General features: G+C 49.5%; 10 protein-coding genes. 4 read left to right on the top strand and 6 right to left on the bottom strand.

Annotated features, from left to right (window positions below):
- Positions 1 to 399 precede the first annotated feature (399 nt).
- Positions 400 to 1,722 (top strand): phosphoribosylamine--glycine ligase, encoded by a 1,323-nt coding sequence (purD, locus tag JOY44_RS04130; RefSeq protein WP_171573690.1) that lies wholly within the window; start codon positions 400 to 402, stop codon positions 1,720 to 1,722.
- Positions 1,723 to 2,069: 347 nt separating this feature from the next.
- A complete protein-coding gene (gene nblS, locus JOY44_RS04125; protein ID WP_171572446.1) occupies positions 2,070 to 4,079 on the top strand; it encodes a two-component system sensor histidine kinase NblS in 2,010 nt (669 codons plus the stop codon).
- Between the two features lie 6 nt (positions 4,080 to 4,085).
- Here the strand turns inward: nblS and JOY44_RS04120 are convergent, their stop codons facing one another.
- Genes JOY44_RS04120 through JOY44_RS04110 form a run of 3 tightly spaced genes read right to left on the bottom strand, consistent with a single transcriptional unit; the run spans position 4,086 to position 5,930 of the window.
- Positions 4,086 to 4,439 carry a zinc ribbon domain-containing protein gene (locus tag JOY44_RS04120; RefSeq protein WP_171572445.1) on the bottom strand — a complete coding sequence of 118 codons (354 nt, stop codon included), beginning with the start codon at positions 4,437 to 4,439 and terminating at the stop codon, positions 4,086 to 4,088.
- 53 nt (positions 4,440 to 4,492) lie between these two features.
- Complete coding sequence (locus JOY44_RS04115) at positions 4,493 to 5,377, bottom strand: S-methyl-5'-thioadenosine phosphorylase (protein WP_171572444.1); 885 nt, start codon at positions 5,375 to 5,377, stop codon at positions 4,493 to 4,495.
- Between the two features lie 52 nt (positions 5,378 to 5,429).
- Positions 5,430 to 5,930, bottom strand: a complete 501-nt coding sequence (locus tag JOY44_RS04110; protein WP_171573689.1) for an FAD-binding domain-containing protein — start codon at positions 5,928 to 5,930, stop codon at positions 5,430 to 5,432.
- 51 nt (positions 5,931 to 5,981) lie between these two features.
- Here JOY44_RS04110 and JOY44_RS04105 point away from each other — a divergent pair, with 51 nt between their 5' ends.
- On the top strand, positions 5,982 to 6,875 hold the full coding sequence (locus tag JOY44_RS04105) for a transposase family protein (RefSeq protein WP_171572443.1): 894 nt from the start codon (positions 5,982 to 5,984) through the stop codon (positions 6,873 to 6,875).
- A 48-nt stretch (positions 6,876 to 6,923) separates the two neighbouring features.
- Here the strand turns inward: JOY44_RS04105 and JOY44_RS04100 are convergent, their stop codons facing one another.
- Complete coding sequence (locus JOY44_RS04100; RefSeq protein WP_197984943.1) at positions 6,924 to 8,090, bottom strand: deoxyribodipyrimidine photo-lyase; 1,167 nt, start codon at positions 8,088 to 8,090, stop codon at positions 6,924 to 6,926.
- Between the two features lie 142 nt (positions 8,091 to 8,232).
- Here JOY44_RS04100 and JOY44_RS04095 point away from each other — a divergent pair, with 142 nt between their 5' ends.
- Positions 8,233 to 8,400 (top strand): hypothetical protein, encoded by a 168-nt coding sequence (locus tag JOY44_RS04095; RefSeq protein ID WP_171572442.1) that lies wholly within the window; start codon positions 8,233 to 8,235, stop codon positions 8,398 to 8,400.
- Here JOY44_RS04095 and msrA read toward each other — a convergent pair.
- Complete coding sequence (gene msrA, locus JOY44_RS04090) at positions 8,394 to 9,116, bottom strand: peptide-methionine (S)-S-oxide reductase MsrA (RefSeq protein WP_171572441.1); 723 nt, start codon at positions 9,114 to 9,116, stop codon at positions 8,394 to 8,396. The genes JOY44_RS04095 and msrA overlap by 7 nt on opposite strands.
- 207 nt (positions 9,117 to 9,323) lie before the next feature.
- A complete protein-coding gene (locus JOY44_RS31260; protein ID WP_171572440.1) occupies positions 9,324 to 13,379 on the bottom strand; it encodes a glycerophosphodiester phosphodiesterase family protein in 4,056 nt (1,351 codons plus the stop codon).
- Positions 13,380 to 13,710 lie beyond the last annotated feature (331 nt).

The following is a 13,710-nucleotide window of genomic DNA, read 5'->3' as shown; positions in this document are numbered from 1 at the left end:
CAGACCTGCATTTAGGCTAAAGGTTCCACTTCCTTCTGCCCTTACACCCTACCGTGTCCCGATGTTTTTCTAAAGTATTGGGCTTTCCCATTTTTGAGATTTTGTTTATGCTTGCAACGGCTACAAAGAAAAGATAATTCACTGCTGAAGCAAAGCCCACTCCAAACGACGTTTGTGTCATTTATCATCTTATTTAATTGCCTCTGCTTCATCGCCTCTGCGATCCACCAATGCCTATTCCCGCCAAATTTTGTCTGTTTTAGAGGGATCGGCAAGGCAAGACCATGACATAATAAAATGCGTTTAATGTGGATTGCGCGATTTACGTAGCGTTAGCGAAGCTTTCCACAGGAATTGCTTTGGAAATCGCCATTATCTTCGGTAAGGGGTTTGAAAACGGTGAAGATTTTGGTCGTTGGCAATGGAGGGCGCGAACACGCCATCACATGGAAACTGCTGCAATCAGAAAAGGTGCAGCAAGTTATTTGTGTTCCTGGCACGGGTGGCACTGCTTCGATGCCTCGCTGTCGCAATCTGGCAATGAACGTTTCAGATTTTGAGGGGACTGCTCGGTTTGCATTGGTGAACGGCATTTCGCTGATAGTGGTGGGTCCAGAGGTGCCGCTTGCAGCAGGTATCACCGATTTTCTTCAATCCCAAGGGCTGAACGTTTTTGGTCCAACCAAGCTGGGCGCTCAAATTGAAGCCAGTAAAGCTTGGGCAAAAGACTTGATGCACGAAGCTAAGATTCCGACTGCCAAAGCCGCTGTTTTCACGGCTGTTGACCCGGCGTTGGCGTATGTTCGCGCCCAAGGGTTGCCAATTGTGATCAAAGCGGATGGGCTAGCTGCCGGCAAAGGTGTAACCGTTGCCACCACATCTGAACAAGCGGAAACTGCGGTTCAAGCAGTGTTTAAGGGCAAGTTTGGCGATGCCGGACAACGGGTTCTAATCGAAGAATGCTTAACTGGGCAAGAGGTTTCTATTTTGGCGATCACAGATGGCATTACGATTCGCCCTCTGCTGCCAGCCCAGGATTACAAACGCATTGGAGAAGGAGATACGGGTGAGAATACAGGCGGCATGGGAGCTTATGCCCCTGCACCGGTGGTAACTCCAGCCCTGATGGAACGCATTCAGCAGGAAATTTTGGAGCCGACGATCGCTGCTCTTCGCGATCGCAACATTGACTATCGGGGTGTACTGTATGCGGGTTTGATGATTACGCCCCAAGGCGACCCCAAAGTAATTGAATTTAACTGCCGCTTCGGTGATCCTGAAACGCAAGTTGTGCTGCCTCTGCTGGAAACCCCATTAGATGAGTTGCTAGTTGCTTGTGCCCATCAGCGCCTTGCCGAACAGCCTGCGATCGCATGGAAACCGGGAGCGGCGGCTTGCGTCGTTATGGCATCCGAAGGGTATCCCGAAACTTTTCAGAAAGGAAAAGTGATCAGCGGCGTTGACCAAGCAGAGGTAGGCGGAGCAATGGTTTTTCATGCCGGAACTCAAAGTAAACCCCAGGGATTAATTACCGATGGCGGTCGAGTGTTAGGGGTGACCGCCGTGGGCGACAGCATAGATGAAGCCCTAGATAATGCCTATGAGGCAGTCAAACACATTCAGTTTGATGGCGCTTACTATCGGCAAGATATTGGACATCAAGCGCGCCGCACCAAGCAAAAAGTTGGCACTGAAAGCGACTCAATACTACCTGCGACCTAAGTTAAAAGTATCCTCCAATGGAAGCTTTCGACCAAAGTATTCAAGCCGAAGAACGCTCATCCTTTTGGGTCAGGAAATCATCATGCCTTGCGAGGGGTCGATTTGCCATGAGCAGCGCTATCTTTTGTAGATATGGTTACGCTATCTGCATCAAATGGGCTAACCAGAATTGTCTACGTCAGCGAAACTATTGGTCTAATAAGTCTTTTCCTATGCTGAATGTCGAGAAATTTGGATTCTCTTGTTTCTCTTAGGAAAATTGTTAGAGAATATATAGATAAACAGGACGAGATTATTCGTCTTAAAATTTATCTTTATTTTCTAATACAAATAGCCATCATTGACCTTTGATAAACTTCCTAAGGCAAATTCGAGAAACAATCGCCCGCTGGTGGTTAGAGTTTACCCTCCAGACCAAGCTCATGGCTGTGGCAACCCTCGTCGTTTCACTGTTGATGAGCGGCCTAACCTTTTGGGCGGTTAATATCATTCAAGAAGATGCGCGCTTGAACGATACCAGATTTGGCAGCGATTTGGGCTTACTGTTAGCCGCAAATGTGACACCGCTGATTGGCGAAAACAACAAAACAGAGCTTGCCCAGTTTTCTCACCGTTTTTACAGCAGCACTTCTAGTATTCGCTACATGCTGTATGCCGATGAGGAAGGAAGTATCTATTTGGGTATTCCTTTTTCAGAATCGGAAGTTCAAACCTCTTTGACCCTTCGCCGCAAAATTCATCTTCCCGATGATTACGCCCAACATACGGATGAGCCGATGGTGCGGCAACATTTGACCCCTGATGGAGAGGTCACCGATGTGTTTGTGCCAATTATTTATGAGGGGGTTTATAAGGGAGTCTTGGCGATCGGCACGAATCCCAATCCCACAGTTGTGACTTCTTCTAACTTGACTCGCGATGTAACGATCGCAGTGTTTGTCTCTATCTGGGTCATGGTGATCCTAGGAGCAGTATTTAATGCGCTTACCATCACGCGCCCGATCAAAGAATTGTTGGTCGGCGTTAAAAATATCGCCTCTGGCAACTTTAGACAGCAAGTGGACTTGCCCTTTGGTGGTGAGCTTGGGGAATTAATCCTCAGCTTCAATGAAATGGCAGAAAAGCTAGAGCGCTACGAAGAACAAAATATTGAAGAACTCACCGCCGAAAAAGCCAAGCTAGAAACTCTGGTAGCCACGATCGCTGATGGTGCGGTTTTGCTGGATACGGAATTGCATGTAGTGTTAGTGAATACAACCGCACGACGTTTTTTAAATTGGGAAGGATTGGCGATCGAAGGCAACAACGTGTTGTACTCCTTACCCAATGCGATTCAATCTGAAATTACTCGCCCGCTTTATCGCATGGCAAAAGGGGAAATGCGAGAAGGCGGTGAATTTCGAGTCACCCTCAAAGAACCTGTAGACCGCACCATTCGCATTTTGCTAACGAGCGTGCTCGACTTAGCGCGTGAAACGGTTAAAGGAGTGGCAATTACCATTCAAGACATTACCCGTGAAGCCGAACTAAACGAGGCGAAGAGTCAGTTTATTAGTAATGTCTCTCATGAATTAAGAACCCCTTTGTTTAACATCAAATCTTTTATAGAAACGCTGCATGAATATGGCGAGGATTTGAGCCGGGAAGAACAGCGAGAATTTTTGGAAACAGCAAACCGAGAAACAGATCGCCTGACACGCCTAGTCAACGACGTCCTCGACCTAACCAAACTGGAATCTTGTAGAACATACCGATTTGAAGCAGTAGATTTAGCCCAGCCCATTGAGCAAACGCTGCGAACCTGTCAGCTTAATGCCCGTGATAAAGGAATTGAGCTAAAACAAGAAATTCAGCCCAATCTGCCTTCCGTCTTGGGACATTACGATCTGCTCCTACAGGTATTTACAAATCTCGTTGGCAATTCGCTGAAGTTTACTCAATCCGGTGGAACGGTGACCATCCGGGCACACTTGCTAGAAATTGAGGCTAGCGAACCAGAACAGGACAATGAACTATTCAACGTTTTGGTTACTCCCAGAGTGCGGATAGAAGTTGCTGATACTGGCATTGGCATTCCTGTAGAAGATCAGCAGGCAATTTTCGATCGCTTCTTTCGAGTCGAAAATCGAGTTCACACCCTAGAAGGAACCGGATTAGGCTTGTCCATCGTTCGCAATATTGTCGAAAAACATCAGAGCCGCGTTCACTTGTCAAGCGAAGTGGGCGTAGGTACGACCTTTTGGTTTGATGTTGCCGTATTCCAAACTGCCAAACCCGTTTTGCCAGCAGATCACCTGCTGGAAGACCTTCCAGGTGATCTAGCGAAACTGGATGTTGCTGTCGGCATTGCTCAATAGTTCGCCCTAACGACGAACCAAAACAACGCCTAAGCTAATCATCAACAAACCTGCGACTAAAAGCAACGGTGTGTTTCGTTTGACCCACTGCTGCAAGCGAAAACTAGCTTGAGGCTGGGAACTCACTGCTTGAGGCTGCTCCACATCTTGATACAGCGTGCAGTCCATCGCATAAGGGCGCTTGGGAAAATTGCAGCTATTGTCAGCGTGATAAACACAGCTTGCACAAAGCGGCTCATCGTTTGTCGCTTGAAACAGCTTCATACCAGGATGCCCATGGGCCTTTAACGGCAATCGGCAATGAGGGCACGCGATCGCCTGAGATCTGACAAACTGATGACATTTAGGGCATTCAGGCATAAATAAGAGAACACATACAAAGGCGGGGCTAGAAGGACAAAACTTGCCACTCGTTACTCGTCACTCGTCAGGTATTTTTGCAGTAACAGGTGTAGGCGTTCTTTCGCTGCGTTGGCTATCTTGTCTTGTGGCGTGAGGATGGCGTATTTCAGAGCGGAGTGAGCGTCGGAATCCGGCGGATTTTCGGCAAGGCGACGCACGGTTTCTTGAATCACCTTTTGAGCGTTGATTGCATTTCGTTGCAGGTTGGCAATAACTAGATCGACCGTAACGCTGTCATGGTCGGGATGCCAACAGTCATAATCTGTGACCAAGGCTAGCGTTGCGTAGGCAATTTCGGCTTCTCGTGCAAGCTTCGCCTCTGGCAAATTCGTCATGCCAATAATGGTTGCGCCCCAACTGCGATGCAGATTGGATTCTGCCTTAGTTGAAAAGGCAGGACCTTCCATACAAACGTAGGTGCCGCCCCGATGTAGCGTGACATCCGTAAGATTGGAGCTTTCGACGGCATCTCCCAAAACTTGTGCCAATTTAAGACAGACCGGATCGCCAAAGGCGACGTGAGCCACAATGCCGTCGCCAAAAAAGGTGGAGATGCGATTTTTGGTGCGATCAATAAACTGATCCGGCACTACCATATCCAGCGGTTTGGCTTCTTCTTTCAAGGAACCCACAGCCGACGCAGAAATCAGATATTTTACGCCCAAGCTTTTCATCGCGTAGATGTTTGCCCGAAACGGCAGTTCCGAGGGCAGCAGGTGATGATTGCGCCCATGCCGTGCTAGAAATGCGACGCGCACACCGTCTAAACTACCCACAATCAGCGCATCCGAGGGTTTACCGAAGGGCGTTTCGATCTGCACTTCTTCTACCTGTTTGAGCGCCTCCATTTTGTAGAGTCCGCTGCCGCCAATAATCCCGATCGCCGCTTCTGTCATTGTCTTTTATCCCTACATGCCGCCGAATAACCCTCGTTATTCTACTATTTTGTTAAAGCAGGCTGAGTTGAATATCGACTGGCTCTAGTTTTGGTTTAGATTTGCGACGGTAGGGCTGGCGCGGTTTGACATTGACATGGGCAACAAACCAGGTTCGCAACGCCGCTGCCTGAGCCTCATCCAGCGCTTCCAAATTGAGGGGTGGTGGAAACAGATCAAGATTGGGAGTGGCTGCCCAAGTGACTTCACTGAGATAGCGATCGCTGCCAAAGGGGGTGACATCTTGGGGCATTCGTCCCAAATAGGGCACGATATTGTCCTGATGCAGAAACTTTTGGCGCTGCGCTTCCAGGTGTTTCACTCGTCGCCGTCGCGCTTTTTTATAGTCCAAAATGGGTGCGGGATAGCCGTTGAGTGTGGGTGGCATTCCTAACTGGCTGGGCGGAACCTGTTCTAATTCAGGAATCCAGCGTTTAATGAACAATCCATCGGGGTCACAGCGATCAACGGCAGTTTGCTCAGGATTATAAATCCGCGTCCAGGTTTTATCAATAGACTTGTTTGGGAATAAGGCGAAATAGCAAGTTAGTGATTAGATAGGATAATGCTGAACATCGAACGGGCATTGAAGCAAGACCGACTGCTCCGGGCAATGATTGGGTTGAACCGGAAAGCGTTTGATGCGCTCTTGCCACCGTTCAGTGGGGTCTATGAGCAAATACAACTTCAACAACCTCGCCAACGTGCTCTGGGAGGTGGACGTAAAGCTCGGTTACGCACGTTTCGGGACAAATTGTTTTATATCCTGTTCTACTTCAAAAGCTACCCTACGTTTGATTTGGCAGGACTGTTATTTGAGATTGACCGCGCCCAAGCGCACTACTGGATGCATCGTTTACAACCGATTCTCGAGGCTACCCTGGGTGAAAAGCTGGCATTGCCAGAACGCAAACTGACGAGCGTTGAGGCGTTTGTTGAGCGATTTCCTGGTGTGAAGCGAGTCATGGTGGATGGCACCGAACGTCCCATTGCCCGTCCTCAAAACCCGGAAGCACAAAAGCTGAATTACTCCGGTAAAAAGAAACGGCATACTCGTAAACATCTCGCAGCCGTAGACCAAGGCAAGCGGGTATTGGTGTTAAGCAAGGCACGGGAAGGGAAACTGCATGATAAAAAGTTCCACGACGAAGACGACATCGTGGGCGGTGTGCCCGATGAGATTCCCGTTGAACTGGATTTGGGGTTTCTCGGAGTTCAGAAGCAGTATGACAACATTCGCATTCCGCATAAAAAAACGAGGGGAGGCGAATTAACCCCAGAGCAAAAGGCTGACAATCGAGCTTTGAGTCAATCGCGTGTCGTTTGTGAGAATGCCTTTGCTGGGGTCAAACGTTATGGTGCAGTCAGTGCGGTTTATCGTAATCGCATTGAGGCGTTTGACGATCATTTAATGTTGACTGCGGCTGGATTATGGAATTTCTACTTGATGGCAGCATGAAAACTACTTTAGAAACCAAGAAAGTCAGAATTTTAACTGAACTCTAAGCTATTTCCCAACAACTCTAATGCAGTGGGTTACGCCTGCCTGCATTGCCCATTGATAGTGATCGATCGGGCAGTCGCCATCGATTAAATGACGCATAAAGTGAAGCGCGCCATACCGCCAATCCATTCCTAACAGGTTGCTCAGAAAGCTTGAGTAGAGCGCCCGCGATCGAAAGTTAAGTGCCAGCCAGCCGCCCGTCGCCTTTAAACATCGTGCGGCAGCATCCACAATCGGGAAGCCTGTATATCCTTCTTGCCAAGCTTGATAGAGTTCTTCGTCGAAGCCCCAGCCGTCTTCATCAAAAACACTGTAGAGCGATCGCACCTCTAGCTGAGGCATATAGCGAAATCGTTGGGCAAACCCGCTCCCCCACCGCATTCGTGCAATTAATTGCTGCTGACTGCGCGCCACCTTCCAATTTCCTTGAGGATCGTGGGCCTTGGCAGTCATATAGCATTCCCGCACCGAAATCACGCCAAACTTAATATGGGGACTCAGCCCCGTGGTCGCTTCTGCACTGGGGTAAGAGAGCTGCCAATAGTAGCGATCGCTCTTTTCTGCTAAAAAATCTTGTAGCAGTTGGCGCGCAGCATGAATGCTGGCAGGTGGAATGGGTTTGCCATCGGGTAGATGTCCCAATTCTGCCAAGGTTGGCAGGGGTTCACCTGACACTCCATCGGGCAGATCAATCCGGCTGGGTGTGGGCAACACACCAGATTCCATTTGGGAATACCACAATGCCCGATAGTCAGGGTAGGGAATCAGATCGGCGGTCGTTCCAGCAGGCTCAAACCAGCGAATTTTTAACCCTTGTTCAGCCAATGCTTGGTTTAATTGGGCATCCCGCACCCGACCATAAATCCGTTCAAAATCGAGGTAGGCATAGATGCCCTCTGCCTGAGTTTCTCGAATGAGCTTTGGTAGAACGTCTACCGGATCGCCAAACCGAATAATCAGCCGCCCTCCGCGATCGCGCAACTCTTGATCGAGCGCCTTCAATGCCTCTAGCAAAAAAGCCACCCGCGCGACTGCTGTCTCAGGATGATGCAACAGCGATCGATCAAAAATGAATACTGGAATCACCCCGCCGCGCAATGCCGCCCGATAAATAGGGGCGTGATCCGCGATGCGTAAATCTCGACGAAACCAGACAATCGTATGGCTCACGATGAACTTCCTACCTTCGGTTGCCCTTCTCCATCATTGAATCTAGCGATTGTTGATATATAACTGACGACAGCCGATAAACCCTGTTCTGCTGACTTTACGCAAGGCGCAATTTTCTCAATCCGCTTCACCTTTTTCTTGAATGCCGCAGGCGCTAAGCCCTTTCCCTGGGCATGAGAGGGATTTTGATCAACAGTTGCTCCCCTTCTTATATCTTACGAGTAGACCGAAAGGATTGCGAAACTTGCGATCGCGATCGGTATGGAGCAACGGTTTTATGCAGCAATTTGCGCCGATTGCCGCTTATTGATATAAGTCTGGAAATTGCTGCTTCAAGTGATCGAGTTTTGGCAAGTCGTGGATCACGACATAGGGGTAGTTGGGATTGCGATCAATAAAATTCTGGTGGTATTCCTCAGCCGCATAAAAATCATCAGAAGGAAGCAACTGGGTCACAATTGGCGCACGGTAAACCTGGTTTTTATCAAGCTGATCAATATAAGCCTTTGCTACGCGCTTCTGGTCAGCCGTGTTTACAAAAATCGCTGAGCGATATTGAGTTCCCGAATCGGGACCTTGGCGATTGAGCTGAGTTGGGTCGTGGGCAACCAAAAAGTAAACCTTCAGGAGTTGTCCATAGGAAATCTGCGTGGGGTCATAGGTGATTTTCACTGCCTCGGCGTGCCCGGTTTGCCCAGAACTCACTGCGTCGTAATTTGCGGTTGCTGCATCACCCCCAGAGAAACCAGAAACCACATCAGAAACGCCTTTCAAATGCTCAAAAACAGCTTCTACGCCCCAAAAACAGCCCCCTGCAAAAATTGCGGTTTGCTCTCCTTTCACTGTAGAGGCTGAAATATCGATCGCAGGCTCAAGCGCTTTTCCTGCCACGATTAGAGCGGGGCGATTGCTGGCAGCACTAGAAAACGCCATGCGAGAGACACCATAGGCAAATGCCACCGCAATCAATGAAATCAGGGAGATATTGCGAAGCAAGCGACGGGAAGTTAAAAAACGATTTGGCATAGGTTTAATAATTTTTTGATAGCCTAAGCAGACTGAGTACTGGGATCGGCACTGTGCTTTAGTACCATTGTGATTGGTATACGCAGTCCATGCTCGAACGGATTAACTAACCGTCAATTAATCATAGAAAAAAGGCGATCGCGCCTTATAAAAGAACGCGATCGCCTCAGCTAGTAGGATTCCTACTCTAAAGATTGAAGCTGTCGCTTAAGCAACAACATCCCCGGTGTACCACTTCAAGGTTGCCAGCAAGTCACCATTCTTGCTGATCGTGGTGTCGAACTCACTCTTGGTGATGGTCAGCATGTCGCTAGCCACCAATCCAGAACTGCGTGTGATCTTATCGTTGGAGTCAAAGCCAAAGATGGTGACCGACCCTACGCCAGCATTCAGCGCAAAGGTATCCACACCGTTGCCAGTCCAGCCTTTGATCACGGTATCGTTACCAATTCCCGCGTTGATAGTGTTGATGCCGCCGCCACTGACGTAGATCAGGTCATCGCCAGCACTGGTGGTAATGGAGTTGTTGCCCATACCGGCCCAGATGGTGTCATTGCCAAGCCCCGTTGCCACACGGTTGTTTCCTTCCCGGGCAAACACCGTGTTATTGCCATCACCTGCATTAATCCAGTCATCGCCCAGATCGGCATAGATGGTGTCGTTTCCTAAGCCAGTGGAAATGCGATCGCTGCCGGCATTGGCAAATACCGTGTTGTTGCCGTTACCCAACAAAAACACATCATTGCCGCCTTCTGCATAAGCGGTGTCATTGCCATTGCCAGCAATCAGGATATTGTTTCCGAGCAAACCATGCAGAGTGTTGTTGCCTTCGCCTCCATTGAGTTCGTCATTGCCGTTGGTGCCAACGAGTACGTCGTCACCCGCTCCGCCTTGCAGCAGGTTTTTGACGGTGCTGCTGAAGATAGCGTTATCTACATTCAGAGGCTTAGATAGTTCTAAAGTGACGATTTCGGTGTTGTCGATCGCGGGAGGACGACCGAGAGAAAACGGATAGTTGTTGTCGTTTGCAACCAAAATGGTTTTGCTGTCGAGTACCAAAACATTTTCGATCGTCACAAAAGGCATGGTGTAAATAGTTTTGCCATCGCCATTCAAATCTTGAGGATCTTGAATGTTCAGCAAATCTGCCACTTCTTCTTTCGCCACAAACCCAGCCGCATCGATTTTAGAAAGATCCACCTTGAAGATCTTCTTGAACTTAGCAGCGTCGCCTTGCCCGCCATCCCGCTCAATCACTAGGTATTCGTTGGCGTTGATCACAGCAAAATCCCCGATCGCGTTGCTGGCGCTTTCCATGTGGTAATAGCCAACCAAGCCTTCATATTTTTTGGATGCTACATCAAACTCGTAGATCCGCAGAGAACCTGCTGGATCACCGACTACAGTTTTCTCTAGGAGTGGGTAAATTGTGGACTTGTCCGGGGTGATTGCCATGCCTTCAAAACCACCCGAACCGGCAAGATTAGCAACGGCTGGAGGTGTGATGAAGGTGCTACGGGCATCTTCGCCTGTGCCAGGGAAGTCGGTAAAGTAGCCATCGATACCCAGTTCAATGAATTGCTTGAACTCAGCCAGCGGGTCGCCATTATAGCTGTTGGGCAGGAAGAAGCTTTCGTCGCGGAAGGTGTAGGGATGCACCAGCAAGCCAGCCGTATGAGCATCGGCAACCAGCGAGGTGGGTGTGCCTGTGATGCGATCGCCATCGCTGATTTGTCCATCACCATTCAGGTCATCGGGACGACCATCATTGTTGCGATCGACGGTGGCTAGCGGCACAATCCGCTGCTTGTTGGGACCAATGCCCTGGGCATACGTGGCAATGTCTGCCAGTCCGGTTGGGGTCGAGAGGTCGGTGTAGGTGCGCGTATCGCCACTCACGACAAAATCATAGGGGCGACCAGAACCGCCAAACAGTTGCACCAGGGGAATATCAATGTTGGCGTTGGGCATAATCGTCGCGTTCAATGCCTTCAGGTTGGCAACCTCAAAGGATTGAATGTAAATGCGCGATGGGTTGGTGAAGTTCTGTCTCACTAGGGTATCAACGAGCAATTGGCTGGTGTTGAAGCCCTGTGCTGCAAAGAAGGTGGGGTGCTTGGTTTCGGGGTAGATGCCGATTCTGCGTCCGGTTTCGGCTTCCACTTGCTGCACGAGGTCGATCACTTCGTCCAGAGTCGGGACTTTTAACCCATCGTTGTCGAAGGCGGTGCCGCGAATAGCAGGAATGCGTTCGATCGCGTTCAGGGTTTTGATTTCTGCCAGGGTGAAATCTTCGGCAAACCAGCCTGTTACCGTGTTGCCATCTAAAACCTTGGTGGCTTTGCGATCAGCAAACTCAGGACGCAGGTGAATATCGGTGCTGGTGTCGGTGGTGTTGAGCGTACCATTCGCATTCAACACGGCTAACATCGGCTCGTGACGGGCGATTAAAATACCATCTTTCGTGACGACCAAATCGGGTTCGATGAAGTCTGCACCATCGGCGATCGCTTTCTTGTAAGCCGCCAGCGTGTGTTCGGGACGTTCGCCACTCGCGCCGCGATGACCAATCACAATGGGCTGGTTGCCGTTGAGCGTGTTGAATGGTGTTTTGGCGGTCACTTCAACATTGTCGGGTGAGCGAACAAACGGTGAGGTAATTTGGTCGCGCACCAGGTCGCCCGTGCCAGGAAAATCGGTAAAGTAACCATCCACGCCCAAGTTGATGAATTGTTCAAATTCGCGGTTGGGGCTGCCGTTATAATCTGATGCTAGAAAACGTCCTTCGTTGCGGAAGGTGTAAGGATGCACTAACAAGCCATTGGCATGAGCATCAGTTACCAGGCTGGTGGGAGCCAGGGTCACGCGATCGGCATCGTTAATCGTGCCATCATTATTCAAGTCGTCGGGTTTGCCGTCATTGTTTTTGTCCACATTTTTGACGGAAACGATCATGCGCTTCCAAGGACCAATGCCATCCGCGTAGGTGGCAATTTCGGCCAGTCCTGCGGGAGTTTGCAAATCGCCATAGGTGCGAGTGTCGCCCTTAACGGTGAAGTCGTAGGGACGGGCATATTCATCCTGATACAGCAGAGCGCCCGTGGCGTAATCCACATCATAAGCATCTAGCAGTTGTACCAGGGGAATGTCAGTCTTGGTGTTCAGTTCCTTCAGATTGGAGACTTCAAAGGACTGGATAAAGACGCGGTTGGGGTCGGTGAATCCGGTATTTTGCAGGGTCGCCAGCAGGGGTTCTTCTAGGGATAGACCCAGGTTGTCATGGTAAGTAGGGTGCTTGGTTTCGGGGTAGATGCCGATCTTTTTGCCCAAGTCTTGCTCGACTTGCTGCACCAGTTCGATCACTTCTTGCAGCGTGGGAATTTCAAACACGCCGTTGAATGCCTGGGTGCGGAAACCTTGTGGCATGATCGCCCGGAGGGTTTTGATTTCCGCCAGGGTGAAGTCAGACGCAAAAAATTCGTCTTTGTAGAGCACGCCGTCAATGGTGCCACTGCGCTTGCGATCAGCAAACTCAGGACGGCTAGCCACATCAGTCGTGCCGCCCAAAATGGGTTCGTGACGAGCAATCAACACGCCGTCTTTGGTGGAAACTAAGTCAGGTTCGATGAAGTCGGCTCCACGCTCGATCGCCAGTTTGTATGCCTCTAACGTATGCTCTGGCAGTTCACCACTTGCGCCCCGGTGTCCAATCACCAATGGAGCTTTGCCGTCCAAGGTGTTGAGTGTCGTGTAGTTGGGCGTAGGAATCGGTGCTTCCAGCAATTTGCCTGTGGCATCAAAGTGGAGCAGGTAAGGTCCAAATTCATCGCCGATCCAGATGGTGCCATCTTTCGCCAGCGTAAACGATTCAATGTCAAAGTCGGCTCCGGTGAGGTTGCGATCGCCCGTCGTTTCATTGACGATTTTGAACGGAACTTTTTTGTCAGGGTCAGATAGTTGGGTAAACCCAAGAATGTTTAAGCCACCATTGCCCGATTCGGTGCCCTTAAAACTAGGATCAGCCTGATAAAGTCTGAGCAAATAGTCAGAACTGTTATTTTTGGCACCGAAACCGTTGTCACTTAGGAACCAATATAGACCTGTGGTTGCAGACTGCACTCCACTAAAGCCTTGAACAGGTTGACTCGAGAAGGGAATGGGTCGTCCGTTTGTGGTGCCCGTAATCGTGCTGCCAGAGGAAGGACCTTCAGCAAAGGTATCGGCAGGAAGTGAGGCAAAGCCTTTAAGTGTTACGTCAGTCATAGTATTAGCGGGAAAACACCAAGATTTGGATAGTTGGAGCAACTAAAATGAGCGTGAAAACTCTCTGGGTTCAAGAACTTTTCACGCTAAAGCGGGGACACAGCAACGTGCCCTTTCACGAGTTAAGGAAGAATTAGCGATTGTCTAAAATATCGAGCGCATAACGGATTACACGCTATTAGCTGCAAGTGCAAGAGCAGACTACCACTCGCACCACAATTCCACTAAGTCCTACACGCTACAAGAAGTATCAAGATTGTGTAAAGTATTGTGGATTTTACATAGACAGTTTTTGATGGCATTAGGAAAGATGCGGTAAAAAAGGCGATCG

Origin of the sequence: Leptolyngbya sp. Cla-17 (genome assembly GCF_016807185.1) — a bacterium.
In the GTDB taxonomy this organism is placed as follows: domain Bacteria; phylum Cyanobacteriota; class Cyanobacteriia; order Leptolyngbyales; family Leptolyngbyaceae; genus ULC077BIN1.
This window is presented reverse-complemented; position numbering and strand designations above follow the sequence as displayed.